Below are 25,766 nucleotides of genomic sequence, written 5' to 3'. Positions count from 1 at the left end.
CTTGCAATCCATTATACAAACAATACTTGCGTGAAGGACATATATTGATGCCCATCGGCAGATATACGCCGCACGATCTTGCGGCATACAACAGCTCCGCCCCCGCAGCGGACGCACCGATGTTTCGGCCCGACGATTCCTCCGGTTTCGGACGCCCGAACTGGCGGTCGCCGGCTTTCCATCCGCCCGATACGAGAACGGTGGCCATGACGGAGAGGCTGATCGCGGAAGCGCAGCAGCAGATGGAGGAGACGTTCCCCGATCTGCGGCGCATGCCGTCCAGCGGGGACGAGCTACCATCGGAGCAACCGGCCACCGCAACGCCTTCCGCGCGATCGCGCCGCAGCGGACAGTATGGCTCCAACGCGGCGCGCTGCCGTGGCGCGAACCTGCTCGCGGACGCACGGCAGAACATGCCGACGCGGCTGGGGGTCGCGCTCGCGATCCTGCAGCGGGCCGGCTTCGACCCGGAAAGGGAATATGCCTTTTCCGATCCCGTCATCGTCGGAATCGGCGGGGCCACCATCAGAGGCAAGCAGCGCCTCGTCGACCTTTACATGCAGGCGCAGATCCAGGCCCTGCCCTTCTTCAGCCGCGACTTCCCGCAGGAGTTGAAGAATCTCCCCGACCTCGACAGCCGCTTCGAGGAAGAATTTTCGGAGCATATCGTCGAGCAAGCCGCCAACGCGACCGCCAGGATCATGGATACGCTGTCGGCGGCGGGACTGGATATCGACAAGACGAAAGCGTCCGTCCTGTCCTTTGACGTGAAACGGATGGGTTGGGAGCACGGCGGGCTGAGGCCCGGGGTCTCCGTCGAGCACGCCTCGCGCGGGTACGTCCTGAAGGTGGAGGGCGGCGCCGAGCCGCTGTTCTTCGCCGTGGTGCCGGGCGATCCCGATCTGATCCTGCGCATGCCCGCGGACAGCGCAGGCCAGACGAGATGGCTCGCGAGCCATCTATGCCAGTTCTTCGAGACGCCTGTCGATCGCGGGAATTCGCTGACCGAATATCTCCTGAAGGAGGTCGACGGCGACATCAGCCTGCGCGAGGCCGTCGCGGACAGCAGCCTGCGCATCTTCGAGGACCTGCTGCTCCCGCTGAAGAACGAGGCTTTCGCGGAAACGGGTTACGAGCAGTTCGTCCACGCCGCGCGCGGCGGTACCGTTCCCGGCTATGATCCGGCGCGCGAATGGCAGCAGGGGAACCACAAGACCGCCGTCGCCCTCGGGGTTCTCGACGCGGGCCCTCCCGTCCTCGACGTGATCGGAAAGCTGCGCCTGCCCGCTGCTGCCGCCAAGACGATCGGCAACCAGGCGGATGCCCTGCCCCAGATCCGGAAAGGCGCCAAAGGCCTGAAGACAGCGGCGAACAGGATGGGGGGCGCGGACCAGGTCATGGATGCCGCCAAGGCGGGGCAGCTCGCGGACAAGGGGGGGCCCCTGGCGAAGGTGAAGACGATGGCATCACCCGCCCTCGCCATGGAGCAGCACCTGCAGCTCCGAACCGAGGTCACGAAGCGCGGGCGCAGGTATTTCGTCAAGTTGCGCAACGACAAGGGCGCTGCGGCGCCCGGCGCCGCGGGAGCACCGGGGGCGCGCAACGCGGATCCCGGCCGCATCCTGCGGGAGACCTACGAGGAAGCGGGGAAGATGCGCCGGGGCAGCGGCCGCGTGCTGAGCGCAGACGAGATCGCCCGCATCATCGACCGGCGAGCCGACCGGCCCATTCCCGACAGGCTCTACAGGGGCCAGGCCGGATCGGGCATCACGAGCACGTTCGACTGGAGCGGACCGGATGCGCAGGACCGGTACCTTGCCGCCATCATCGAGCATGCCGGGAGCTACAGCGGCGCCCAGCAAGGCAAGGTGCCCTCCCTCACGATGACCGAGTCGACCGCCGAGTATTTTGCGCATGGCAGGCCTGACGCGAAGGTGTGGGTCATCGACACCAGGCACAGCCCGCGGGATTTCCGGACGATCGAGGACATCCTGAAGAACGATGGCCCCAGGCTGGTCCGGGACGGCAAAATTTCCAAGCAGGTCCTGGCGAAGGCAGTGGGGCTGACCGTCACCAACCAATGGGAAGACGAAGTCTTCTTCGTGCGTGGCAGCATTCCGGCCGACTGGGCGCAGCTGCGGGGCCCGAAGCCGTTGCCTCGCCCCCTGGCGGACGCCCGGCAGCGCGGCGCCAGGCCGGCGCCCGGGGCCGGCGCCCGCGCGGTGGACGGGAGCGCTCAGAATCTTCCGGCGGTGAGGAAGATCGCCGACTTTCTCGAGGTGCCGGGCAACTGGAACGCGGCAGCCGGCGACTATGCGCCGACGGCGATCGCCAATGCGCTGCGCCGGGAGGTGGTGCTGCGCGGCTATCCCGCGAGCGGAAAGAGCCTGTCGGTGATACCGAACGGCCCCGTCTCGGGCCCCGCCGTCGAGCTCGCCTATTCGCCCGGCCACTACGACGCCTATATCGCGGGCAACCTGCACCGGATCCGCGGGGATGGCGACTGCCTCTTCCGCGCCGTGCTCGCGAGCATGAACCAGAACAGGGCCGTCACGAACGAGGCGGTGGCCGGGCTGCGCCGGCTCGCCGCGCAGGAAATCCGCAACAATCCCGGCCACTACGCGCCCTTCATCGGGCGCGCGTAGCGGGCGAAGCCGTGCTCAGCCCGCCGTCCCCTCGATCATGTCGAGGCGCAGGGCCGCCGCCCGGCGGTGGCCCTCGAGGCCCTCGCTGCGGCTCTGGCGGCAGGCGGGCGGCGCGACGGCCATGACGCCACGCTCGTCCAGCCATTGATGGGTGGCGACCTTGACATAGGAGCCGACCCAGAGCCCGCCCGTGTAGCGCCCGGCGCCCATCGTCGGCAGGGTGTGGTTGGTGCCGCAGCACTTGTCCGAATAGACGACGCTCGCAAGCGGCCCGATGAAGAGCGACCCATAATTGGAGAGCTTCTTCGCGGTGGCGTGCGGATCGGCCGTGTGCACCTGAAGGTGCTCGGCGGCGACGATGTCGGAATAGGCGATCATCGCCTCTTCGCTGGCGGCGACGGCGATCTCGCCGTTGTCGCGCCAGGCGGGGCCGGCGACGGCGGCCGTCGGCAGGTCGGCGAGCTGGCGCCCGACCTCGGCGAGCACGGCTTCGGCGAGCTCGCGCGAGGTCGTGACGAGGCCGACGCGCGTGCGCACGTCGTGCTCGGCCTGGGCGAGGAGGTCGGTGGCGATCATGGCGGGATCGCCCGTCTCGTCGGCGAGCACGTAAATCTCGCTCGGGCCGGCGAGCTGGTCGATGCCGACGGGGCCGAAGACCTGGCGCTTGGCCTCGTTCACATAAGCGTTGCCGGGGCCGACGATCTTGTCGACCGCCGGGATCGTCTCGGTGCCGAAGGCCATGGCGGCGATCGCCTGGGCGCCGCCGACGCGGAAGATGCGATCCGCCCCGGAGAGATGGCAGCCGGCGATCATGGCCGGATGGGCCGTCGGCGGCAGGCAGGCGATGACCTCCGCGCAACCCGCGACCTTGGCCGGCACGATCGTCATGATAGGCGCCGACAGGAGAGGATAGCGCCCGCCCGGCACATAGGCCCCGATCCGCCGGATGGGGATGATGCGATGGCCGAGGTGAAGGCCCGGCAGCGCCTCCACCTCGAGCGGCAGCAGCGTGGCGAGCTGGGCCTCGGCGAAAGCGCGCACGCGCTCGATGGCGAATTCCGTGTCGCTGCGGGTCTCACGGTCGAGGCCGGCGAGCGCCTCGGCGCGCTCGGCCTCGCTCACCTCGAAGCGCTCGGGCACCATGCCGTCGAAGGTCGCGGAATAGGTGCGCAGCGCCGCGTCGCCATCGGCACGGACGGCGTCAAGCACCTGCCGGACGGTCGCCTCGACGGCGCGTCCGTCCGGCCCCTCGGCCTGCTTCGGCGCCTTCACGTGAACCAAGCTCGCACGGAGTTCTGACGGCAGGTCGGGCATCGCTCACCTCTTGCAACTGGCTCGCGCGACCATCCGGGAAGGCTGACCCTTACTCAACGGCCCCGAGGGGCCTTGTTCAGGATTCTGAACATCCCTAGGCTCGCCGGGCCCGTTGCAGCCGGAGCCGCCATGCCGCAGATCGGATCGCACCTGAAGGAGCTGCGCCGCCGGCGCGACCTGAGCGTGCGCGAGCTCGCGCTGCGCTCGGGCATCTCCCATTCGGCCATCTCGCTCATCGAGCGCGACCGCATGAGCCCGTCGGTCGATACGCTGAGCGCCATCCTCGACGCCCTCGGCACGACGCTGCCGGGGTTCTTCGCGGACCTTTACTCCAGCGTTCCGCACTCGCCCTTCTACGCCGCCCACGAATGGGTGGAGATCGGCAAGGCCGCGACCATTTCCTATCGCATGGTGGGCATCAACCATCCCAACCGGCAGATCCTGATGCTGCACGAGACCTATGCCCGCGGCGCGGACTCGGGGGAAGCCTTCGCCCACTCCGCCCAGGAGGCCGGCATGGTGACGCGCGGCGCCGTGGAACTGACGGTGGGCGGCGAGAGCCGCGTGCTGCACCAGGGCGACGGCTATTATTTCGACAGCCGCCTGCCGCATCGCTTCCGCAACGTCACGGACGGCGAGAGCGAGATCGTGAGCGCCGTCACGCCGCCAACCTACTAGAATTGCCTTGCTGTTGACCGGCTGCACCAACGTGGTGATTATCGTCACCACCGGACGGTCGAGAGCTTTCAAGTCCCCCGAAATATGCTTGCCTTCGGGGATAACAACAGAGGGGAAAGTCATGCGATCGGTGAGGACATTCGCGCTCGTCGGCTGCCTGTCGGCCGTCGTCGGCGCATGGGGGATCATCGGGGCCGAGGCGCGCGACCTCACGGTCGTGTCCTGGGGCGGCAACTACCAGGACGCCCAGCGCAAGATCTATTTCGAGCCCTTCGCGAAGCAGAGTGGAAAGCCGCTGCTCGACGAGAGCTGGGACGGCGGCATCGGCGTCATCGCCGCCAAGGTCAAGGCCGGGGTGCCGAACTGGGACGTGGTGCAGGTGGAATCCGAGGAGCTCGCCCTCGGCTGCGCGGACGGCTTCTACGAACAGCTCGACTGGGACAAGCTCGGCGGCAAGGACAAGTTCCTGCCGGCCGCCGTGAGCGACTGCGGCGTCGGCGCCATCGTGTGGAGCACGGCGCTCAGCTATGACGCGGACAAGCTGAAGGAGGCGCCGGCCTCCTGGGCCGACTTCTGGGACGTGCAGAAGTTCCCCGGCAAGCGCGGCCTCAGGCGCGGGCCGAAATACGCGCTCGAATTCGCGCTCATGGCGGACGGCGTCGCCCCGGCCGATGTCTACAAGGAGTTGGCGACGCCCACCGGGGTGGACCGCGCCTTCAAGAAGCTCGACGCGTTGAAGCCCCATATCGTGTGGTGGGAATCGGGCGCCCAGCCGCTGCAGCTCCTCGCCTCCGGCGAGGTGGTGATGACGAGCGCCTACAACGGCCGCATCTCCGGCATCAACAAGGCCGAGGGCAAGAACTTCAAGGTCGTCTGGCCGGGCAGCATCTACGCCATCGACAGCTGGGTGATCCTGAAGGACAGCCCCAACAAGGACGCCGCGATGGACTTCATCGCCTTCGCGAGCGCGCCCGAGAACCAGGTGAAGCTGCCCGAGTACATCGCCTACGGCCTTCCCAACAAGGAAGCGGCCGGCGCCGTCCCGGCCAATCTCCAGGCGGACCTGCCGACCGCGCCGGACAACCTTGCCGAGGCGGTCCCGCTCGATGCCGACTTCTGGGTGGACAATATCGAGGAGCTCAACAAGCGCTTCAACGCCTGGCTCGCCCAGTGACGGCAGCCGGCTGACCGATCCGGGGCGGGCGCCGCCGCCCGGCCCGGATTTCCTTTTCGTTTGGCCCGCCCGGCACGCATGCCTCGTGCGTCGCCGGGCCCTCGGCATCGGGCGGAGCAATGGGCGCCTTCATCGCGTTTCAAGACGTCACCAAGAATTTCGGAGCCGTCACGGTCGTCGACCGGCTCGACCTCCAGATCGCCAAGGGCGAGTTCCTCAGCCTCCTCGGCCCCTCCGGCTCCGGCAAGACCACCATCCTGATGATGCTCGCGGGCTTCGAGCGTCCCACGAGCGGAGCGATCCTCCTCGCCGACAAGCCCATCACCCACCTGCCGCCCCATCGCCGGCAGATGGGCGTGGTGTTCCAGAACTACGCCCTCTTCCCGCACATGACCGTGGCGGAGAACGTCGCCTTCCCGCTCGAGATGCAGCGCGTGCCGCGCGCCGAGATCACCCGGCGCGTCGAGCGGGCGCTTGACATGGTGCGGCTCAGCCCCCTCAAAGACCGCAAGCCGTCGCAGCTGTCCGGCGGGCAGCAGCAGCGGGTGGCGCTGACCCGCGCCCTCGTCTTCGAGCCGGACGTCATCCTCATGGACGAGCCGCTCGGCGCCCTCGACAAGCAATTGCGCGAGCACATGCAGCTCGAGATCCGCGACCTGCACCGGCGCCTCGGGCTCACCATCGTCTTCGTCACCCACGACCAGTCGGAGGCGCTGACGATGTCGGACCGCATCGCCGTCTTCAACGCCGGCAAGGTCGAGCAGATCGACACGCCGCAGGCGGTCTACGACCGCCCGCGCACCCGCTTCGTGGCCGAGTTCATCGGCGAGACCAATCTCGTCGAGGGCAAGGTCGTGGAGGCCGGGGCGCAGCAGGCCGTGGTGCGCGTGGGCGAGACTGCGCTCAACGTTTCGGGAGAGGTCTCCCCCGGCCGGGACGTGTCGCTGTCGCTGCGCCCGGAGCGCATCCGGCTCGGCAAGGAGCCGGCCGCGGCCAACGCCCTCAACGTCACCGTCGCGGACTGCATCTACCACGGCGATCACATGCGCCTCGTGCTGAAGAGCGGCACGATCGAGCTCGTGGCGCGGGCCGAGCGCCTGGCTGGCGACTGGGCGGTGGGCACCGAGGCCGTCGCCTCCTTCGACCCGCAGGACTGCACGGTGCTCGCTTCATGAGCCGCGCCTCGGTCCGGGACAGGTCGCGGGCCTTCGCGCTCGTCGCGCCGCTCGTCCTCTTCCTCGCCCTCTTCTTCGTCTGGCCGCTGTGGACCATGGTGACCGCGTCCGTGGTCGACGACGCGGTGACGAAGGTGCTGCCGCGCACCGCCGTCGCCATGGCCGACTGGGACGGAAGCGACCTGCCGCCGCCGGCCGTGCACGGCGCGCTCGCGGAAGACCTGCGTACGGCACAGGACCAGCAGGCCCTCGGCGAGGCCGTGCGCCGGCTGAACAGCGCCGTCTCCGGCTTTCGTACCCTTCTCACCCGCACCGTGACGGCAGCACGCGAGGCGCCGGACCCGGCCGCGCTCGATTTTGCCGCCGTCGACCCGCGCTGGAACGAACCCCGCTTCTGGCGCGCCATCAAGGAGGCGGTGCCGCCCTATACCGACCGCAACCTGCTCGCCGCGCTCGACCTCAGGCGCGATGCCGGCGGCAGCATCGTCGCGGAGGAGCCGGGCGCGGCGGCGAACCGCATCATCATGCTGCGCACCTTCGTGATCGCCGGCTCGGTGACGCTCGCCTGCGCGGCCATCGGCCTGCCCTATGCCATGCTCGCCGCCGCCGCGGGCGGCGTCATGCGCGCGCTCCTGCTGCTCGCCGTGCTGGTACCGCTGTGGACATCGCTCCTCGTGCGCACCGCGGCCTGGTTCATCCTCCTGCAGCAGGAGGGCCTCATCAACCGCACGCTCGGCTCGCTCGGCATCATCGACGCGCCGCTGCCGCTCATCTTCAACCGGCTCGGCGTCATCATCGCCATGACGCACGTGCTATTGCCGTTCATGGTGCTGCCCATCTACAGCGTGCTCATCGCCGTGCCGCGCAACCTGATGCCGGCGGCCGCCTCGCTCGGGGCCGGGCCGATCCGCGCGTTCTGGCGCGTGCTGCTGCCGCTCGCCATGCCGGGCCTCATGTCGGGCTGCCTGCTCGTCTTCATGGTGGCCATCGGCTACTACATCACGCCCGCGCTCGTCGGCGGCGCCAACGACCAGATGATCTCCTCGGTCATCGCCTTCTACGCCCTCGGCACCGCCAACTGGGGCATGGCGGGGGCGCTCGGCCTCATCCTGCTCGCGGTCACGCTGCTGCTCTACCTCGTCTACGGGCGGCTCTCGCGCTCGCCGCAATTGCCGGGGGCCTGAGCCATGCTGCGCGCGCTCCAGATCGTCTTCGGCATTCTCGTCGTCGCCTTCCTGATTCTGCCGATCATCGCCATCCTGCCGCTCGCCTTCACCTCGAGCGTGTTCCTCACCTATCCCATCCCGGCCTATTCGCTGCGCTGGTTCGAGGAACTGGTGAGCGCCGACGTGTGGCGCCTGTCCATCGTCAACAGCCTGATCATCGGCGGCGGCGCGACCGTCCTCTCGACCGTGCTCGGCACGCTCGCGGCGCTCGGCCTGCGCGCCAGCTCCCTGCCCTTTGCCGGCCTCCTGAGGACGCTCTTCCTGCTGCCCATGGTCGTTCCCGCCGTCGTCCTCGGCGTCGGCATGCAGATCTTCCTCGTGCGCCTCGGCCTCGCCAGCACCTATCCGGGGGTCATCATCGCCCATGCGGTGCTCTGCGTGCCCTTCGTCGTGGTGAGCGTCTCGGCCGCGCTGCAGGGCATCGATCCGGCGGTCGAGAAGGCGGCCATGAGCCTCGGCGCGCCGCCCGTCACGGTCTTCCGCCGCGTCACCCTGCCGCTCGCCGTGCCGGGGGTCGTGTCCGGCGCGGTCTTCGCTTTCGCGACCTCCCTCGACGAGGTGGTGATCACGCTCTTCGTGGCCGGCCCCAACCAGCGCACCCTGGCCCGGCAGATGTTCTCCAGCATCCGCGAGAACATCAGCCCGACGGTGGCGGCGGCGGCGCTCCTCCTCATCGTCGGCACGCTGTGCCTCGCCGCCCTCGCCGCCCTACTGCGCCGCCGCGAGAAACGTGCGGTGGCCGTGCCGTGACGGGCGCCGAACCCGCCTGCCGGATGCGGGTTCAGAACGCGAGCTGCACCTTCATGGCGCGGGAGCGGTCGCCGGCGAGGGTGAAGGCAGCCACCGCACTGTCGAAAGGCAGCGTCGCGCTGACGAGCGGCTTCACGTCGACGTGGCCGCGCGCCATCATCTCGACGGCGAGCCCGAACTCATGGTCGAAGCGGAAGGTGCCGCGCAATTCGAGCTCGCGGGCCACGATCAAGCTCATCGGCAGGGTCATCTCGCCGCCGATGCCGACCTGCACGACGATGCCACCGGGATGCATGACGTCGAGCGCGCCGACGAGCGCGGCCTGATTGCCGGAGGCCTGTGTCCTGAGGCAAGCAAGAGGGCCGGACGGCAGCGCCCGCCCGGCCTTGCGCCTCGAGACGCGGACCATTCGGCCCTGCGGCCATCGCGACGAAGACGACCGAAAAACACCGCGGCAGCGGCCGGACGATCATGAACGATCCCCCGCCGCCGTGCTTGACGGGCAGGGGCCGGTGGGCAAGAGAAGAACGGGGGCTGGCTGAAAAGGACAGGGAATCACAGGTTTCGACACCGTGGCCACGACCATTCAGACAGCAAGAGAACGGGTCATCATCGCCGACGACCACCCCGTCTTCCGGGACGGGCTGTGCCGCGTCGTGCGGCGGCTCTACCCTTCCGCCGCGCTCGAGGAAGCGGGCAGCTTCGATCGGGTGCTCAACCTGGCGCGCAAGGGGGAGGCTCCTGACCTCCTGCTCCTCGACCTCGTGTTTCCGGGCCTCGACCCCATGCATTCCCTGCGCGCGCTGCGCCAGGAATTCGAGCGCGCGACCATCATCGTCGTCTCGATGGTGAACGACCGCAAGACGATCGATGCTGTCATGGCGGCCGGCGCCGACGGCTTCATCGGCAAGTCCGTGCCGCCGGACGAAGTCGCCGCCGCCATCGAGGCCATCCGCGCGGGCGACTTCGTGGTGAAGCGCGCAGCGGAGGAGACTGGCCTGCACCTGGAGGAGCATGCCGCGCTGTCGTCGCTCACCCTGCGTCAGCGCGAGGTGCTCAGCCTGCTGAGGGAAGGGAAGACCAACAAGGAGATCGGCAAGGAGCTCAACATTTCCCCCTTCACCGTGCGCCTCCACGTCTCGGCGCTCCTGCGCAGCCTCGGCGTTTCCTCCCGCGCCGCAGCCGCCGCGAAGGCGGCGGTCAACGGGCTCTGAAGGGATAGCCGTCCGTCCCGCTTCAGACGCCCTCGCCTTGCAAGAACAGCGCCGGGTCCCTCTCCTCTTCCCGAGCCTCCATCCTGAGCTTCTGCGCCACCAGCACGGCCCGCAGCGTCGATGGATGGACAGGCTTCGCGACGACGGTGATGGCATCGTCGCCGAGCTCTTGGCGGACCCTGCCCTCGTCGTGACCCGTCATGATGACCGCCGGGACCGGACGGCCGAGCATCGCCGCGACACGCGCGATGCAGGCGGCGCCGGTCAGCGGTCCGTTGAGGTCGAAATCCGTGATGACGAGGTCGCAGGCCCCGACGCCCTCGGGCATGGCGGTTTCAGCCTGCACGCTGCATCCCCAGCGCTCGAGCAGCGCCGTCGTCGCGAGCAGCACGTCCCTGTCATCCTCGATCAACAGGATCCGCATGCCGCTGAGCGGGGTGACCGGGCCGGCGGGATGCTGCACGACCGTTCGCTCCTCTGCCGGCACGATGCGCAGGCCGGCGATCCGGACAACCGTCCCGCGTCCGGAGCGTGAGACGATGGAGGCGTCGAGCCCCATGATGCCGCCGATCCGCCTGACGATCGACAGGCCGAGGCCGACGCCTTCGACGTCCCTGCCCGGTTCCGGCACGCGGTAGAACTCGTCGAAGACCCTGGGCAGGTGATCGGCCGGGATGCCCCTGCCCCGATCGTGGACTTCGAGGGTCAAGCTGCCCCCGCGGCGCCTGCAGCCGATCAGGACCGGCGCTCCCGGGGCGTATTTCACGGCGTTCGAGACGATGTTCTGCACCATGGTGGCGAGGAGGTCCGGGTCGATCCGCACATGGAGCCGCGTGGGCACGATGCGCAGCGTGACGCCCGCCTGCCGCGCCGCCTCGCGGTTCCGCTCCGCCACGTCCCGCAGAAGCTCGCCGAGCGGGACAGCCTCGGCGCGCGGCCTGACCTTGCCACTGTCGAGCGTGGAGATGTCGAGCAGCGACCTGAACAGGCGCGACACGCTCTGCAGCGCCCTGTCGATGTTGTCGACCATGCGGCCCTGGTCGGGCGTCAGGCCGCTGTCGCGCAGGCAGGCGGTGAAGAGGCTGATGGCGTGCACCGGCTGGCGCAGGTCGTGGCTCGCCTGGGCGAAGAAGCGCGACTTGGTGAGATTGGCAGCGATGGCGGTGTCATGCGCCCGGCGGGTGTTCCTCAACAGCAGATGGGCATAGGCGGGCACGATGATCGTGGTCAGCACGAGCGTGGCGACGAAATAGGGATGCTCGCTCCAATAGGCACCGGAATAGGCCACGATGGCGAGGCTCGCGAGCGCAAATCCCGTCGCGATGGCAAGATAGCCGGACCCGTAGCGCATGCCGTTGCCGACGGTGACCCAGAGCAGGATGGCATAGACCGGCGAGACATATTCCCCGCCGATGATCAGGGTGAAGGTGATGGCGGCATAATCGTGGACCATCGCCAGGAGCCGCCGCGCGGGAAACGTGCCCGGGCGCCGGGTGATCACCAGGAGAAGCGCGATGGACACGACGATGAAGACCGCCGGATAGGCCATGAGCGGCAGGATGCTGCCGTCCGGAAGAAAGCCGATGACCGCGCCGATGAGGATGTACAGGGTCGCCACGCTGGCAAGGACCACCCGGACGAGCGCCTGAGCGCGTTCGGTTTCGGCCTCGCTGTCACGATGGGGACCTTCCGTTGCCGGCCCGAACATCTTCTGCAATGCGATCATGCGCCCCCGTATCCGCTCCCAGGCCCCACCGCGGCTGATCATAATCCGCCTGTACCGCTTGATGACATCGAACGGCAATCGTCAGGTGCGACGTTGCGCATCGAGCAACAGCCCCATGCACCTGTTCACATCGCGGTCATGTACAGGAGATTTCATGTCCGCTCACCGCGAGAAGCTCGCCTCCGGGGACGCAGGAATGATGATGCGGATGAGAATTGCCGCCTAGGCGCTCTTTGTCATCGCTGCCGGGGCGGATCCGGATCACGCTCGACCGCAGCGGCGCCCTGATCGGGAGGCCGGCTCAATTCATCGGGCGATCCCCGCTTTCGTCTCCATGCCGCAAGCGCCTTGCGGGCCGTCGCGCGCTGCGCAGCTTTTGCCTTTCTCGTCGCGCACGGTGACAGCTACGAAAGCTGGCGCGAGCTGGTCCTCATCTTCCGCAGCGAATAGGCCCGGGCGCCGCCGCCTCATCTTTCGCAATATATCGAAAAGGAGGGTGGAGAGCGCCCGCATCCGCTTGTTCAGCCGCCGGTCCGAACCGGACGTGGCGCCTTGCGAAGCAGAACGAGGCCCCCGATCAGCAGCAAGAGGCCGACCATGGTCGAGGGCACGCCCATGATCATGATCCAGAACCAGAAGGCCGCCACCGGATCGTTCTCGGCACGTGTCGCCGGATCAAGAATCTGCAGCAGGCTGACCTCGGAACCGAGGAGGGCGAACGCCGTATTGGCGAGCACGGCGGCACCGAGGAGAAGGCAGCCCCACCCGAACCTGCGCATCGTATTGCCGAGCCTCGCCAGCACGACGGTCACGGCGGCCGCCAGCAGAAGCAGGGTGAGCACCGACACTATCTCGACCCTGATGCCGCCGGCGGCCGAATCATCGATGTCATGGGCAGACGTCAGGGGAAGCGCGACGACGCCATATCCGGTCCGAGCGACCAGGAGCCCGAACGCCAGACTGACGACCCACCTGCTCCAGAAGGATGCCATCATGCACCGTGTGTGGTTGCCGCGACGCTGATCCGTTGCTCGCGAAACCGCCGCCAGCAGCGTCGCGCTGCAACGGCGCGACGCCACAGGCAACGATTACTGACCGGCCTTCATCTCGGCGATGAGTTCGTCGTAGAGGGCGCAGACCTGCCCCATGTCGCTCGCCTGCTGCGCCTTGGCCTGGGCGTCGGTGGCCTTCTTGCTCCAGTCGACAGCGGCCTGCGGGTTGGACGCGGCGAGCTGCTGCAGGCCGGTGGAAAGCTCCATCGCCTTCGCCTGCACGTCCTGCTGCGAGCAGGCGAGCGCGGGAGCGGCGATGAAGAGCATGGGAAGAGCCAAGGCAATCTTGCGCATGATAATCCTCGAAAAGGAAAAGGGCGCCCGGCCACACAGCCGAGCGGCGCCACTTAGGCGGCCGCCGGCGGCTTATTCAAGTGTCCATATGTACATATGGCAGCCGTGCGCCCCCGGAGCAGGCGATACGACAGGAGCGTGAAGGTAACTCCGGGCGCGCGACCGGTCCGATGGAGCGTCGCGATAAAATTAATCTAAAGTTTGACTTCTCCTGCTGCGGTATGTCGGCGGCTCGCCGCTGCCTGCGTTCGGCAGCTGGCTATCTTGCAGACGATCCCACCGCGGGCCCGCCGTTTCCGCGCGGGCCCGAAACCGTGGCGTGCTGCTCGGCAGGCACTTCTCGCCCCTCGCCGGCTAGCGTTCGTAGATGCCGACAAGCTCGGCTTCCGCCAGCTTGTGCTTCTTCGCCTCGGTCCACAGGTCGGCGACGCCGACCTGTCGCGGCAGGTCGATGCTGGGCACGTCGAGGGCGGCAAGCCGGAAGTGATAATGATGCGGCCCGTGCCCCTTCGGCGGCTCCGGCCCGTCGTAATAGGGGTTGCCGAAGTCGTTGCTGCAGATGCGCATGCGCGCTTCGTCCGGCCCCGTCTCCACGCTCTCGGGCAGCCGTTCGGCATCGGCGGGGATGTTGTACAGGCCCCAGTGACGGAAGGTTCCGCTCGGCGCATCCGGGTCCTCGACAATGAGCACGAAGCTCCTGGTGCCATCGGGCACGCCGCTCCATTTCAGCGGCGGCGAGAGGTTCCGGCCATCGCGCGTGTATTTCTCGGGGATTCGCTCGCCGTCGGCGAAGGCAGGGCTGATGAGGGTCAGCGGCATCGCTCGTCTCCTATTGGCCTGATGATTCACTGCGGATGGGCCACGCGCGTGCGGCGTCCAGGAGCTGCACCACCTCCGCATCGCTCGTCTGGTCGAAGTTCTCGTAATGGAAACCCACGGCCCGGAAGTTCGACGGAGCGTCGAGGCAGACGACCTCGTCCGCATCCGCCTGCAGCAGGGCGAGGCTGTCGCGTGGTGCCACGGGGACGGCGAGCACGAGCCGGGCCGCTGCCGACCGCCGCAACGCCTTCAAGGCGACGCGCACCGTGCCGCCGGTGGCGATGCCGTCGTCGACGACGATCGCCGTCCGGCCGGCGAGCGGCACAGGCTGGCGCCCGGCGAGATAGGTCCGTCGGCGCCTCTCGATCTCCGCCAGCTGGCGCTCCATCTCCGCCTCCACGTAGCCGCGCGGCGGATCGACCACCTGCATGGCCTCCTCGTTGAGCACGACCTGCGGGTCCGCTCCGTCGACCACCGCACCGACGCCGTATTCGGGATAGCCGGGCGCGCCCAGCTTGCGCACCATCAGCAGATCGAGCGGGGCGGACAGGGCCTTCGCCACCTCGAAGGCGACCGGCACGCCGCCGCGCGGCAGGGCGAGGACGACCGGCCGCTCACCCTTGAGATGCGTAAGCGTCTCGGCCAGGCGCCGGCCCGCATCGCGGCGGTCCTTGAATGTCTCATGGGTGTCGAACATGGCCATCATCCGCTGTCTGTCCGGGATCCCGGCAGGTGCGCCAGGAACCAGTCCCTCGCGTGGTGCACGACCTCGTCGAGCTTGCCCGGCTCCTCGAACAGGTGGCCCGCGCCCTCGACGATGATGAGCTGCTTCTCGCAGGCGAGCGCCTCGTAGGCCTCGCGGTTCATGCCGATGACCGGACCGTCGAGGCTGCCGACGAGGAGCAGCGTCGGGGCCTTCACCCGGTGCAGAACCGGCAGGGCGAGGTCGGGCCGCCCGCCGCGCAACACGACGGCGGCGACGGACGAGTGCGGCTGCGCGGCTGCCACGAGCGCCGCCCCGGCCCCGGTGCTCGCGCCGAAATAGCCGGGACGGAGCGATGCCGTGTCGGGAAAGCCGGCGATCCAGGCCGTGGCGCGCTCCAGGCGCGCGGCGATCAGCGGGATGTCGAAGACGTTGCGCCTGTCAGCCGCCTCTTCCGGCGTCAGGAGGTCGAGCAGGAAGGTCGCCAGCCCCGCCTCCTGCAGCGCGGCGGCCACATGGTTGTTCCGGGGGCTCAGGCGGCCGCTGCCGCTGCCGTGGGCGAAGATGACGACGCCGGCCGCATCCGCCGGCACGCCGAGAAGACCGGTGAGCCCTTCCGGTTCGATATGCACCTCGCGCACAGCCGCGCCTTGCATCGCCGCCTCCTACACGCCGAAGGGATAGGTTTCCGGCACCCCGTGCGGCCGCGCCGTGGGCAGCGGGGTGACCGCGCGCGTCTCGTCGAACCAGACATAGGCGTCGAACTGCTCCGGCAGGACCGCCTCGAAATAGTGGCTGGTGAGCTCCGTCTGCGGGCGATAGATGACACCGATGGCCCGCTCCAGCCGCGGGGCACCCAATGCCTCGCGCAGCTCCCGATCGGCGGATGCCCTGAGATCGGTCAGCGAGCAGGCAGTCCCGGACTGGTGGAAAACGCGCTCGTAGGAATCGGCGCGCGACGGGTTGACGGTCTTGACGCGCATCGGTCCGCCCCAGTCATCGGCGGCCGCCACCGTGCCGCGGTCGGTCCCTAAGCCGATCAGGACGGCACTGTCGCCATGGGCCGTGCGGCACAGGTCGCCGATGTTGAACTCGCCCTGCCATCCCATGGCGGTGGCGGCCGCGTTGCCGATGTGGGAGTTGTGCGCCCAGACCACCGCCTTCGCCCTTTCGCCGCGCGCGGCGAGAAGATGCTGCAGCGTGTCGAACATGTGCCGGTCGCGCAGATTCCAGGACTCGGTCGAGCCATGGTACATGATGCGGTAGTAGTGCTCGGCCGCGCGCACGACCCGGGCGTTCTGGGCCGCGTCGAAATAATCCTCCCCATCGGCGGCGACATATTCGAGGCGCTTGCCCAGAAGCTCCGCCAGTTGGGCGACGACCTCGTCCTCGCAGGTGTCGTGCCCCGCCCGCAGCACGGCACGGCCGTAATGGGCCGGCTCGATCTGCCATGGCGTGAGGCAGCCGTAGCGGCGGCGCGCGGTCTCTGCGGCCGCCGGATCCACCCTGTCGAGATAGGCGATGACGGCCGCCATGGAGGCTGTCAGGGAATAGACGTCGAGGCCGTGGAAGGCGACCCTCTCGCCGGTCGGCCGGCCTTCGTTGTGGCTGCGCAGCCAGTCGACGAGCTGCGCGAATTCCATATTGCGCCACATCCACGTCGGGAACCGGGCGAAGGTCTCCTCATCATAATGCCCCGCCTCCCTGTGGCGGACATAACGATCGACCCGCGCCGCATCCGGCCAGTCCGCCTCGACCGCGACGATAGTGAAGCCGTGGCGCTCGACGAGCCGGCGCGTGATCGCCGCGCGGGCGCGGTAGAACTCGCTCGTCCCGTGGGTGGCCTCGCCCAGAAGCACCACGCGCGCATCCGCGAAGCGGTCGAACATCGCGCCGAAGCGCTCCGTCTCGTCCAGCGGCGGCAGCTGCTCGCAGCGCTCGCGCACCAGCCGTGCCGCGTCATCGGCCAGGCGCGCCCGCGAACGTTCCATGATGGAGGCATCGGCCATGCTTCATTCTCCGTCCGTTCCAGGGCCGCAGGATCGGCAGGCCCTGCGGCCGCGCTCCCGCGTTCCCCGCCGACCAGCCGGAACCAGATGATGGTGATCGTCCTTTCGCAGCCGTCATGGCCCAGGGCGGTCATCAATCAGCCCTTCTGCGCCTGCCGGCAGCAGACACAGCTTCCGCGCTGCTCGTAAGGCAGAGGGCACGGCCATTGGCTGCGAAACCCCTGCGAGGCCAGGAGGTTCCCAATCGCACCTCTTGCAGGGAAAATAAGTATGTGCTTATATAAGTCATGTCTTATGACTATGCAGCGATGGTGGCGCTGGCCGACCCGACGAGGCGCAAGGTCTTCGAGCTCGTCGCGGACCGTCCCCGTTCGGTCGCCGAGCTGACGCGGGCGCTGCCGGTGTCCCAGCCGGCGGTCTCGCAGCATCTCAGGGTGCTCAGGGAGGCGCGCCTCGTGCGGGCCGAGGCTCGCGGCGCCAGCAACATCTATCACATCGACCCGCAGGGCCTGGCCTTGATGCGGGCCTGGCTCGACCGCATGTGGGGCGATGCCCTTGACGCCTTCAAACAGGACATCGGTTCAGCGAAGGAGCAAGCGCGATGACTGCCATGATCAAGCCAGCACCGGTCAGGAAATCCGTGACGGTCGATGCGCCGATTGCGCGCGCCTTCGACGTCTTCACCGCGAGCCTCGGGCGCTGGTGGCCGAGAAGCCATTCCATCGGCAAGTCACCGATCGCAAGTGCCGTCATCGAGCCGCGGACTGGCGGACGGTGGTACGAGGTCGGCGAGGACGGGAGCGAGTGCGACTGGGGAGAGGTGCTGGCGTGGGATCCGCCGACGCGCGTCCTCCTGGCCTGGCGGATCGGCGTCGACTGGCAATTCGATCCGAAGCTCCTGACCGAGGTCGATGTCCGCTTCACGGCGATCGGCGACGGCGAGACCCGGGTCGAGCTCGAACACCGGCTGCTCGAGAACATGGGCGAGGCCGCCGCGAAGGCACGCGAGATATTCGATTCCGAGGGCGGATGGGGCGGCCTGCTCGCGGCCTATCGGGCCAGCGCCGGGACAGCTTGAGCGCCCGCCGGCTCCGCGGCGTCTTTGCAACGACAAGTGCCCCTGCCCGGCGAAGGCTGCTCCTTCGCCGGGCAGGGGCGTTTCAGAAACGTCCGCCGCCGTCTAGGAGACCTGCGGCGACGGTGCGGCCGCGCGCCGGGCGAGGCGGCCGAGGACGAAGGGCAGCAGGGCCATGGCCGCGGCCATGATCCACAGCACGATGGAAATGGTGCTCTGGAACAGGATCGACAGGTCGCCGCCGCTGATGGCGAGGGCGTTGCGCAGGTTCACCTCCATCACGCGGCCGAGGACGAAGCCGAGGATGATGGGCGCCATGTCGAAGCCGAGCTTGCGCAGCAGCCAGCCGACGACCCCGATGCCGAGCATCATCACGACGGCCAGCACACTGGCGTGGGTCGAATAGACGCCGACGATGGACAGGACGAGGATGCCCGGCACCAGGACCCAGTTCGGCAGCTGCAGCACCCGCGAGAAGACGCGCACCAGCGGCAGGTTGAGGATGAGCAGCAGGATGTTGCCGATGTAGAGCGAGGCGATGAGGCCGCCGATCAGCTCCGGCCGCTCGGCGAAGAGCTGCGGCCCGGGCTGGATGTTGTAGAGCATGAGCGCCCCGAGCATCACCGCCGTGGTGCCGCTGCCCGGCACGCCGAGCGTCAGCATGGGCACGAAGGCGCCCGCCGCCGTTGCGTTGTTGGCCGCCTCCGGCGCGGCGAGGCCCCGCACGTCACCCTTGCCGAAGGTGCCCTCCCGGTCCGAGAGGCGCTTCTCCGTGGTGTAGGAGACGGCGCTGGCGACGGAGGCGCCGGTGCCCGGCAGGACGCCGACGGTGAAGCCGATGACCGAGCTGCGCAGCGCCGGGCCGATGCAGCGGACGATGTCGGCCCAGCGGGCGAACGTGCGGCCGGCGACCTTGATGACGCTGCCGCCCTTCGCCTGGTGCTCGAGCATGAACATCGCCTCCGAGATGGAGAACAGCCCGATCACCAGCACGACGAACTCGATGCCGTCGCCGAGCTCCGGCTCGTTGAAGGTGAAGCGGTAGGCGCCCGAGGTCGCGTCGAGCCCGATGGTCGCCAGCATCAGGCCGATGACGCAGCCGATGAGCGTCTTGACCGGCTGGCTGCCGACCATGGAGCCGAGGGTGGCGAAGGCGAAGATCATGAGCACGAAATATTCGGCCGGGCCGAAGCCGATGGCGAGCGTGCTCAGCAGCGGCGCGAAGAAGGTGAGGCCCACGACGCCGAGCGTGCCGCCGACGAAGGAGGCGAGGCCGCTGATCATCAGCGCCTCGCCCGCCCTGCCCTGGCGGGCGAGCGGATTGCCGTCGAGAGCCGTCATCACCGCGCCGGCATCGCCCGGCACGTTGAGCAGGATCGACGAGATGCGCCCGCCGTATTCGGCGCCGATATAGATGCCGGCGAGCAGGATCATCGTGCTCTCCGGCGGCAGGCCCATGGTGTAGGCGATGGGCAGGAGCAGCGCGATGCCGTTGATCGGCCCGATCGCCGGCAGGGCGCCGATCAGCGTGCCGAGAAAGCAGCCGGTGAAGCCGATGGCGAGGTTGAGGGGGCTGAGGGCGACGGAGAAGCCTGCCCAGAGATAGCCGAGGTCCATCTTCGCACTCCTTCAACTCAGATGCCGAAGACGGCACCGCCCGGCAGGTAGACTTCGAGCAGATAGCGGAAGACGACGAACCACAGCGCCGCCTGCGCGAGGCCGCCGACGACGGCATAGTGCCAGGAGGCGCCGAAGAGGCGGCCGACACCCGTCACCAGGATCGTGACGGAGACGGCAAAGCCCAAGGGCTCCAGCAGCAGCGCGGCGGCGAGCACGAGGCCCGGAATGGCGAGCGCATGGGCGAGCAGCCGGCCCTGCGGCCACGGCTCGGCACCGCCGGGCCTGAGGAGATAGATCAGCGACAGCAGCGCCAGCGCCCCCGCCAGCATCAGCGGAAACACCCGCGGCCCGAGCGGATCGGACGAGAACGAATAGGCGATGCGGCTCGCCTCGAAGCCGTAGAGGAGAGCGAAGACGAGGAGGACGATGGCGCCGACGCGATCGCTCCTGCCCGCTCCGCGAGGACCGGTCGAAACAGTCATGGGCTTCATCCCGATGTGAAAAGGGCGGCCCTCCTCGCGGGAAGGCCGCCGCGTGGCGAAGGGGCGATCAGAGGCCGGCTTCGGCGGCCAGCGCCTTGAAGCGCTCCACGTCCTTCTTGACGTCGCGCTCGAAATCGGCGCCGAGGACCGTGTATGGGTAGAGGCCGCGCGCCTCGCGCTCCTGCGCGAATTCGGGCGTCTCCGACAGCTTGCGGAAGGTGTCGACCCAGTCCTGATACTGCGCGTCGGTAATGTTCTTGCCGACATAAAAGCCGCGCCACACCACCCAGTCGATGTCGAGCCCCTGCTCGCGGGCGGTTGCCACGTCCTTCAGTTCGCCGGGCAGACGCTCCGGCGACATCACGGCGAGGATGCGCACCTTGCCGGCGGCATGGTGCTTGGCCATCTCGGCCGCATCGCCGGCGGCGATCTTGATGTGCCCGCCTTCGAGGGCCGTCAGCACCGCGCCGCCACCCTCGAGGGCGACGTAGCGCATCTTCTTCGGATCCTGGCCGGCGCTCTTGGCGACGAGCGCGCCCTTCATCCAGTCCTGGCTTCCGACGGCGCCACCGCCGCCGATGGGAAAGTCGCCGGGCGCCTTGCCATAGGCCTCGACGAGGTCCTTGAGGGACTTGTAGGGCGCGTCCGCGGCCACGACGATGACGCCGTAGTCGGCGCCCAGCGCGCCGACCCAGCGCACGGCGCTCTCGTCGTACTGGCCGAACTTGCCCTGCGCCAGGAGGAGGGCCGAGCCGCTCGATGCCGCCGTGATCAGCGTCGGATCGCTCGACCGCTTGCCGACGACATGATTGTAGGCGATGGCCCCGACGCCGCCCTCCATGTAGGTCACCGGCATCGGCTTGTCGATCAGCCTGGCGGCGAGCAGCGAATTGCCGGCGAGCCGGCAGGTCAGGTCGAAGCCACCGCCGGGCTTGGCGCCCGCCAGGCACTCCGTCTTCTCCGGGGCGGCGACGGCAGCGCCCGCCATGAGGCCGGCGAAGCCAAGGGCAAGCGCGTTGACGAGGATAGTCTTCATCAGTTCCCTCCCTGTGGAATTGAGGTAACGCTCTGTTTGTGTGGAGCTTGGCCGTTACGGTAGGATCGAAACCTGTCATCCACCTGTCACAGCGAGCAGCGGACGGGATGCGCATCTTTCTGGTCGAGGACACGCGGGACGTCGCCGAGGCGATCATCGAGCGCTTCGCGCGCATCGGCCACGTCGTGGACTGGGAGACGACCGTCGATGCCGCCGTCGCCGCGCTCGACGATGCGCTCTACGACCTCGTCATCCTCGACGTCATGCTGCCCGACGGCAGCGGCTTCGCCGTCCTGCAGCGGCTGCGCAATGCCGGCGGCACGGTGCCCGTCCTGATGCTGACCGCGCGGTCCGAGATCGAGGACCGGGTGAGTGCCCTCGACATCGGGGCCGACGACTACCTCGTCAAGCCGTTCGACTTCCGCGAGCTCGAGGCGCGGGCACGTGCCCTCATGCGCCGCCGCCACGGCGACGCCACCAACCTGCTCGCCTGCGGCGACATCTTCATCGACCGCTCGGCCCGCTCCGTGCGCGTCGGCCAGCGCGAGGTGCATCTGACGCGCCGCGAGGTGACGCTGCTCGAGATCCTCGCCACCCGCCCGGGGCGCGTGTTCAGCAAGGACGACCTGCTCGACCAGGTCTTCGGCTGGGACGAGGAAGCGCCGTCGGCCAATGCCGTCGAGCTCTATATCGGACGCCTGCGCAAGAAGCTGCACGGCGCCTCGGCCCAGATCGTCACCGTGCGCGGCTTCGGATATCAATTGGTGGCCGATGGCCCGGCGTGAACCGTCGCTGTTCGCCCGCCTCATCGTCCTCATCGCTTTGGTGCTCGCCGCCGGGGCGGCGGCGCTGACGACGGCCGCCTGGTACTATGCCCGGGCTGCCGCGAACGAGGCCTACGACCGGCTGCTCGTCGGCGCGGCCTACCAGATGGCCGAGGCCGTGCACGTGCAGGACGGCGCCCTCACCGTCGAAGTGCCGATGTCGGCCTTCGAGCTGCTCGCCCTGTCGGAGCGCGACCGCATCTTCTACAGGATCGTCGACACCTCCGGCCGCACATTGACGGGCTACGGCGACCTGCCGCTGCCCGGTGACGATGCCCCGGCACCCGACCGGCCGGCGCTGAGCAACGGCACCTTCATGGGCGTGCCGGTGCGCCTCGTGCGGGCAGCGCGCGCCTTTGCCGACCCAGCAGTGCAAGGCCGCGTCGACGTGGTGGTGGCGCAGACCATCGAGGCACGCACGGCCCTGGCGCGCGAGCTCACCCTGCGCGCGGTCGCGCTCATCCTCGCCATGAGCACGCTCGCCCTCGGCGGCACCATCTTCGCCATCCGCCATGCGCTGAAGCCGATGGCGCGTGTCGGGGCGGCCCTGCGCGAACGCGACCCGCACGACGTCACGCCCGTGACCGTCGCCACGCCGCGCGAGCTGCGGCCCTTCGTGTCCGCCATCAACACCTTCATCGCCCGGCTGAAGAGCCGCATGGACCTGATGCAGCAGTTCGTCGCCGACACGGCGCACCAGATCCGCACGCCACTGGCGGCGCTGAAGTCCCAGGTCGACCTTCTCTCGCACCACCTCGGGGAGCCGCAGGCGCGCCAGCACCTGGCGCGGGTCGAGGAGCGCGTCGACCAGCTGTCGCGCCTCGTCGGCCAGTTGCTCAGCCATGCCATGATCAGCCACCGCGCCGCTGCGGTGCCCTTCACCCCGGTCGATGTCACCGAGACGGTGCGCCGCGCCATCCGCGAGGCGGTGCCGGACACGCTCGACCGCGATATCCTCACCGCGCTGGAAGTGCCGCCGAAGCCCATCGAGGTCCGCGGCGACGCCATCAGCCTCAAGGAGGCGGTCAAGAACGTGATCGACAACGCCGTGCGCCACGGCGCCGTGACGCGCCTGACCGTGCGCCTGCACGAGGAGAACGGCATGGTGGAGATCGAGGTGGAGGACGACGGCCCGGGCATCGCGCCGGAGCTGTGGCCGCGCGTCGTCGAGCGCTTCGGCTCCCCCTCCCCCGCCGGATCCGGCCTCGGGCTGTCGATCGCCGCCGACGTGCTCGCCGCACACGGCGGCAGCATCGGGTTCCGCCGGGGCAACGAGGACGGCTTCGCGGTCGTCATGCGCATCGCCGGAAGAGGCCCATGAAGCGACGTCCCCTCCTGCGGCACCGCCTTGCGGCACTGTGGCTGCCCGTTCTGGCGCTGCCTTTCTCGACGGCATTGGCGCACGCGCAGGAGGCGACGACCTTCCCCGCGACGGCGCCCGAGGCCGAGGTGCTGGCGGTCCACGCCGCGACCGACCTGTCGGCGATGGAGCCGCTCATCCGCGACTTCCAGGCCCTCTTTCCCAACACCCGCATCGAATTCGTCGAATACGTCACGAACGACCTCTACGCCGCCGCGGCTGCGGCCTGCCGGGAGGGCAAGGCCCTGGGCGACGTGCTGCTCTCCTCCTCCGTCGATCATCTGGTGAAGCTCGCCAACGACGGCTGCGCCCGCGGCATCGCCTCGCCTGAAACGGCAGCGGCGCCGCGCTGGGCCAACTGGCGCGGCGATGTCTTCGGCTTCACCTTCGAGCCCGTCGTCTTCGTCTACAACCGGGCGAAGGTGCCCGCAGGCGACGTGCCGAAGACGCATCTCGAACTCGCCGACCTGCTGCGCCTCAAGCCCGAGACCTATGCCGGCCAGGTCGGCACCTACGACATCCGCCTGTCGGGCATCGGCTTCCTGCTCGCCTTCTACGATGCCCAGGAGACGACGACGACCTTTGGCCGCCTGCTGGAGAGCCTCGGGCGCGCCCATGCGGTGATCCGCTGCTGCACGAGCCAGATCCTCGACGAGCTCGAAGCCGGCCGGCTCTCGATCGGCTACAACATGCTCGCTTCCTATGCCTATGCGCGCGTCAGGGCCGGCGCCGACCTCGGCATCGTCATGCCCGCCGACTACACCCTGGTGCTGAGCCGCGGCGCCATGGTGCCCGCCCATGCGCCGCGCGCCGACGCCGGCACCCGCTTCGTCAACTATCTCCTCTCCGCCCGCGGACAGGAGGTGTCGCGGCGCGAGGCCTTCTTCTTCGGCGCCGGCGGCGAGATGCCGCCGGGCGTCGAGGGTGCCTCCTCCATCGTGCGCACGGGCATCGCCCGCCCCATCGCCATCGGTCCGGCGCTGCTCGCCGTGCAGGACCACGAGCGGCGCCGGCGCTTCATCAGCGACTGGGGGCGCACCCTCGTCGAGATGAGCACGCCTTAGGGCCGATCGTGCCCCCGCTGGCTCGCCGTCATCCCCTGAGTCCGGCCCTCGATGAAAGCCATGCTCTCGCGCAGCGCGGCGGCTGGATCGGCAAGGTCATGGATGGTGGGGGCGAAGGGCTCGAAGGACAGCGCCCCGGCATAGCCGCCAGCGGCGAGCGCCGCGATCTGCCCGACGTTGTCGAGCCGGTCGTCCGCGGCGACGAGCCCCCGGTGCGGATCGCGCATGTCCGCGACTGAAACCGTGTCATCCGCAACGCCCGAGATGTGGACGAGGCCGGTCATCTCCGGGAAGAGATCAGGCTCGCCCGCGAGGTGATGGTGGAAGGTGTCGTGCACGAGGCGGAACACCCCCTCCCCGCCCACGGCTGCGATGGCGGCGGCCGCATCGGCCTTCGACCGCAGTGACGAGAAGGAGAAGCCGAGCGGCTCGACGAGGCCGGTGAGGTCGCGCTGCGCCAGGATCGGCTTCAGGGCGGAAAGCGCCTGTTCGAGCTTCGCCCGGTCCTTCGGCGTGCCGTCGCAGACGGGCACCAGAACGAGGCCCCGGGCGCCGCAGGCGGCGGCATAGTCGGCGAGCGCCGTCGCCTCGGCCGCCCGGGCCGGCGTCCAGTCGTTGAAGCGCTGCAGGGCGTTGATCGAGAGAATCGTCAGGCCGGCCGCCTCCGCCGTCGCGCGCACGGCCTCGGGCGGCGTGCCGTCGGCAATGGCGGTGCCATCGAGATCGTTGCGGATCTCGACCGCGTCGATGCCGAGTGCGCGCGCCAGCGCGAAGAAGCCGGCGAGGTCGCGCCGGGGCGCAGCCATGTGGTTGAGGGCAAAGCGTGGCGTCGTCATGGGAGCATCCGGTGGAGGGCTTCGTCAGGCATCGCCAGGACGGCCGGGCGATCGTCGCCATTCTCGCGCAAGGCGCCCGCTGCCACCAGTCGTGGCTCGCCGCCGGTCCCCCCTGGACGGTGCGCTCGCCACGCCGGCCGAGGACGTGACGAACGCCTGTCGGCACGAGCGCATCCGCTGCGCTCACCCCTCGACTTCGGCAAAGGTCCGGTAGACGCGCTCGCGATCGGCAGCCTGCCTGATCGTCCCGAGGGTGTCGGCAGACCGAAGCTGGCGCGTGACCGATGAGAGGAGCTTCAGATAGCGGTTCTGCTCGCCGGGCGGAGTGAGGATCAGGCAGACGACATCCACCGGCTCCTCGTCGATCGCCTCGAATTCGACCGGCTTGGCGAGGCGGGCAAGCAGCACGAACGGGGCAACGAGACCGTCGACCGGCGCATGGGGGATCGCGATGCCCGCGCCGATGCCGGTCGACCCGAGGCTCTCCCGGCTCCGGAGCGCGGTCAGAATGGTCTCTTCGCTCACAGCCAGCGCCGCGCCCGCATGTTCGGACAGCAGTTGCAGAAGCTTGTCCTTCGAGGAGGCAGAGACGCCGAGGAGCACGTCGTCCGGCTTCATGGCCTCAGAGATTCTCATTGGTTCCACTCACGGTTATTCCCTTGCGCGCGGCGCCGAGCGCCGCGCTCCCCA

At 68.9% G+C, this 25,766-nt stretch carries 26 protein-coding genes and 1 pseudogene; 13 read left to right on the top strand and 14 right to left on the bottom strand.

Going from position 1 to position 25,766, the window contains the following annotated elements; translation table 11 throughout:
• The first annotated feature begins 119 nt into the window (after positions 1 to 119).
• Entirely contained in the window at positions 120 to 2,645 is a 2,526-nt protein-coding gene (locus tag GGR16_RS00805) for an OTU domain-containing protein (protein WP_183315432.1), read from the top strand.
• A gap of 15 nt (positions 2,646 to 2,660) precedes the next feature.
• Here the strand turns inward: GGR16_RS00805 and hisD are convergent, their stop codons facing one another.
• A complete protein-coding gene (hisD, locus tag GGR16_RS00800; protein ID WP_425486567.1) occupies positions 2,661 to 3,926 on the bottom strand; it encodes a histidinol dehydrogenase in 1,266 nt (421 codons plus the stop codon).
• Positions 3,927 to 4,088: 162 nt separating this feature from the next.
• Here hisD and GGR16_RS00795 point away from each other — a divergent pair, with 162 nt between their 5' ends.
• The 5 genes from GGR16_RS00795 (at position 4,089) to GGR16_RS00775 (ending at position 8,962) form a co-directional block, all read left to right on the top strand.
• Positions 4,089 to 4,637: a cupin domain-containing protein gene (locus GGR16_RS00795; RefSeq protein WP_019403978.1), complete on the top strand. Its 549-nt coding sequence runs from the start codon at positions 4,089 to 4,091 to the stop codon at positions 4,635 to 4,637.
• 121 nt (positions 4,638 to 4,758) lie between these two features.
• Positions 4,759 to 5,811, top strand: a complete 1,053-nt coding sequence (locus tag GGR16_RS00790) for an ABC transporter substrate-binding protein (protein WP_183315430.1) — start codon at positions 4,759 to 4,761, stop codon at positions 5,809 to 5,811.
• Between the two features lie 119 nt (positions 5,812 to 5,930).
• On the top strand, positions 5,931 to 6,986 hold the full coding sequence (locus tag GGR16_RS00785) for an ABC transporter ATP-binding protein (protein WP_183315429.1): 1,056 nt from the start codon (positions 5,931 to 5,933) through the stop codon (positions 6,984 to 6,986).
• On the top strand, positions 6,983 to 8,170 hold the full coding sequence (locus GGR16_RS00780) for an ABC transporter permease (RefSeq protein ID WP_183315428.1): 1,188 nt from the start codon (positions 6,983 to 6,985) through the stop codon (positions 8,168 to 8,170). Before GGR16_RS00785 ends, GGR16_RS00780 begins: the two co-directional genes overlap by 4 nt.
• A gap of 3 nt (positions 8,171 to 8,173) precedes the next feature.
• Positions 8,174 to 8,962, top strand: a complete 789-nt coding sequence (locus GGR16_RS00775; RefSeq protein ID WP_183315427.1) for an ABC transporter permease — start codon at positions 8,174 to 8,176, stop codon at positions 8,960 to 8,962.
• Between the two features lie 31 nt (positions 8,963 to 8,993).
• On the opposite strand, the pseudogene GGR16_RS00770 reads toward GGR16_RS00775, so the two are convergent.
• A pseudogene (locus GGR16_RS00770) lies at positions 8,994 to 9,302 on the bottom strand (hypothetical protein); the annotation flags it as partial.
• Between the two features lie 232 nt (positions 9,303 to 9,534).
• Here GGR16_RS00770 and GGR16_RS00765 point away from each other — a divergent pair.
• Positions 9,535 to 10,176, top strand: coding sequence for a response regulator (locus GGR16_RS00765; protein ID WP_183315425.1), 642 nt, complete (start codon positions 9,535 to 9,537; stop codon positions 10,174 to 10,176).
• 22 nt (positions 10,177 to 10,198) lie between these two features.
• On the opposite strand, the gene GGR16_RS00760 is transcribed toward GGR16_RS00765, so the two are convergent.
• From GGR16_RS00760 to GGR16_RS00730, 7 genes are all read right to left on the bottom strand, one after another.
• Complete coding sequence (locus tag GGR16_RS00760; RefSeq protein ID WP_019403971.1) at positions 10,199 to 11,902, bottom strand: ATP-binding response regulator; 1,704 nt, start codon at positions 11,900 to 11,902, stop codon at positions 10,199 to 10,201.
• A 521-nt stretch (positions 11,903 to 12,423) separates the two neighbouring features.
• Complete coding sequence (locus GGR16_RS00755) at positions 12,424 to 12,897, bottom strand: hypothetical protein (RefSeq protein WP_183315424.1); 474 nt, start codon at positions 12,895 to 12,897, stop codon at positions 12,424 to 12,426.
• A 93-nt stretch (positions 12,898 to 12,990) separates the two neighbouring features.
• The gene (locus GGR16_RS00750; RefSeq protein ID WP_183315423.1) at positions 12,991 to 13,248 is read right to left on the bottom strand and encodes a hypothetical protein; all 258 of its coding nucleotides are present in this window, start codon (positions 13,246 to 13,248) and stop codon (positions 12,991 to 12,993) included.
• Positions 13,249 to 13,602: 354 nt separating this feature from the next.
• On the bottom strand, positions 13,603 to 14,067 hold the full coding sequence (locus GGR16_RS00745) for a YbhB/YbcL family Raf kinase inhibitor-like protein (protein ID WP_019400109.1): 465 nt from the start codon (positions 14,065 to 14,067) through the stop codon (positions 13,603 to 13,605).
• A gap of 10 nt (positions 14,068 to 14,077) precedes the next feature.
• Complete coding sequence (locus GGR16_RS00740) at positions 14,078 to 14,770, bottom strand: phosphoribosyltransferase (RefSeq protein WP_019400108.1); 693 nt, start codon at positions 14,768 to 14,770, stop codon at positions 14,078 to 14,080.
• Positions 14,770 to 15,426 carry a dienelactone hydrolase family protein gene (locus tag GGR16_RS00735; RefSeq protein WP_183315422.1) on the bottom strand — a complete coding sequence of 219 codons (657 nt, stop codon included), beginning with the start codon at positions 15,424 to 15,426 and terminating at the stop codon, positions 14,770 to 14,772. Before GGR16_RS00735 ends, GGR16_RS00740 begins: the two co-directional genes overlap by 1 nt.
• Before the next feature lie 9 nt (positions 15,427 to 15,435).
• Positions 15,436 to 16,779 carry an erythromycin esterase family protein gene (locus tag GGR16_RS00730; RefSeq protein WP_183315421.1) on the bottom strand — a complete coding sequence of 448 codons (1,344 nt, stop codon included), beginning with the start codon at positions 16,777 to 16,779 and terminating at the stop codon, positions 15,436 to 15,438.
• Between the two features lie 287 nt (positions 16,780 to 17,066).
• Here GGR16_RS00730 and GGR16_RS00725 point away from each other — a divergent pair, with 287 nt between their 5' ends.
• Together GGR16_RS00725 and GGR16_RS00720 are read left to right on the top strand one after the other, a co-directional pair.
• Positions 17,067 to 17,384 carry an ArsR/SmtB family transcription factor gene (locus GGR16_RS00725; RefSeq protein WP_019400105.1) on the top strand — a complete coding sequence of 106 codons (318 nt, stop codon included), beginning with the start codon at positions 17,067 to 17,069 and terminating at the stop codon, positions 17,382 to 17,384.
• The gene (locus GGR16_RS00720; RefSeq protein ID WP_183315420.1) at positions 17,381 to 17,857 is read left to right on the top strand and encodes an SRPBCC family protein; all 477 of its coding nucleotides are present in this window, start codon (positions 17,381 to 17,383) and stop codon (positions 17,855 to 17,857) included. The genes GGR16_RS00725 and GGR16_RS00720 overlap by 4 nt, the downstream gene beginning before the upstream one ends.
• Before the next feature lie 102 nt (positions 17,858 to 17,959).
• On the opposite strand, the gene GGR16_RS00715 is transcribed toward GGR16_RS00720, so the two are convergent.
• The 3 genes from GGR16_RS00715 to GGR16_RS00705 form a co-directional block, all read right to left on the bottom strand.
• Entirely contained in the window at positions 17,960 to 19,471 is a 1,512-nt protein-coding gene (locus GGR16_RS00715; RefSeq protein WP_019400103.1) for a tripartite tricarboxylate transporter permease, read from the bottom strand.
• Between the two features lie 17 nt (positions 19,472 to 19,488).
• A complete protein-coding gene (locus tag GGR16_RS00710) occupies positions 19,489 to 19,956 on the bottom strand; it encodes a tripartite tricarboxylate transporter TctB family protein (RefSeq protein ID WP_246372746.1) in 468 nt (155 codons plus the stop codon).
• A 67-nt stretch (positions 19,957 to 20,023) separates the two neighbouring features.
• Positions 20,024 to 20,992: a Bug family tripartite tricarboxylate transporter substrate binding protein gene (locus GGR16_RS00705; protein WP_183315418.1), complete on the bottom strand. Its 969-nt coding sequence runs from the start codon at positions 20,990 to 20,992 to the stop codon at positions 20,024 to 20,026.
• Positions 20,993 to 21,099: 107 nt separating this feature from the next.
• On the opposite strand from GGR16_RS00705, the gene GGR16_RS00700 reads away from it, so the two are divergent.
• From GGR16_RS00700 to GGR16_RS00690, 3 genes are read left to right on the top strand one after another with little or no spacing between them, the layout of a single operon-like run.
• Positions 21,100 to 21,777 carry a response regulator transcription factor gene (locus GGR16_RS00700; protein ID WP_019400100.1) on the top strand — a complete coding sequence of 226 codons (678 nt, stop codon included), beginning with the start codon at positions 21,100 to 21,102 and terminating at the stop codon, positions 21,775 to 21,777.
• On the top strand, positions 21,764 to 23,137 hold the full coding sequence (locus GGR16_RS00695; RefSeq protein ID WP_183315417.1) for a sensor histidine kinase: 1,374 nt from the start codon (positions 21,764 to 21,766) through the stop codon (positions 23,135 to 23,137). Before GGR16_RS00700 ends, GGR16_RS00695 begins: the two co-directional genes overlap by 14 nt.
• Positions 23,134 to 24,240 carry an ABC transporter substrate-binding protein gene (locus tag GGR16_RS00690; RefSeq protein ID WP_183315416.1) on the top strand — a complete coding sequence of 369 codons (1,107 nt, stop codon included), beginning with the start codon at positions 23,134 to 23,136 and terminating at the stop codon, positions 24,238 to 24,240. The genes GGR16_RS00695 and GGR16_RS00690 overlap by 4 nt, the downstream gene beginning before the upstream one ends.
• Here the strand turns inward: GGR16_RS00690 and GGR16_RS00685 are convergent.
• Complete coding sequence (locus tag GGR16_RS00685) at positions 24,237 to 25,076, bottom strand: TIM barrel protein (RefSeq protein ID WP_183315415.1); 840 nt, start codon at positions 25,074 to 25,076, stop codon at positions 24,237 to 24,239. The two genes, GGR16_RS00690 and GGR16_RS00685, sit on opposite strands and share 4 nt — an antisense overlap.
• An 11-nt stretch (positions 25,077 to 25,087) precedes the next feature.
• On the opposite strand from GGR16_RS00685, the gene GGR16_RS00680 reads away from it, so the two are divergent.
• Positions 25,088 to 25,225, top strand: coding sequence for a hypothetical protein (locus tag GGR16_RS00680; protein ID WP_183315414.1), 138 nt, complete (start codon positions 25,088 to 25,090; stop codon positions 25,223 to 25,225).
• A gap of 34 nt (positions 25,226 to 25,259) precedes the next feature.
• On the opposite strand, the gene GGR16_RS00675 is transcribed toward GGR16_RS00680, so the two are convergent.
• The gene (locus GGR16_RS00675; RefSeq protein ID WP_183315413.1) at positions 25,260 to 25,694 is read right to left on the bottom strand and encodes a PTS sugar transporter subunit IIA; all 435 of its coding nucleotides are present in this window, start codon (positions 25,692 to 25,694) and stop codon (positions 25,260 to 25,262) included.
• Positions 25,695 to 25,766: the final 72 nt, after the last annotated feature.

Source organism: Chelatococcus caeni, from assembly GCF_014196925.1.
Classification (GTDB): domain Bacteria; phylum Pseudomonadota; class Alphaproteobacteria; order Rhizobiales; family Beijerinckiaceae; genus Chelatococcus_A; species Chelatococcus_A caeni.
This window is presented reverse-complemented; position numbering and strand designations above follow the sequence as displayed.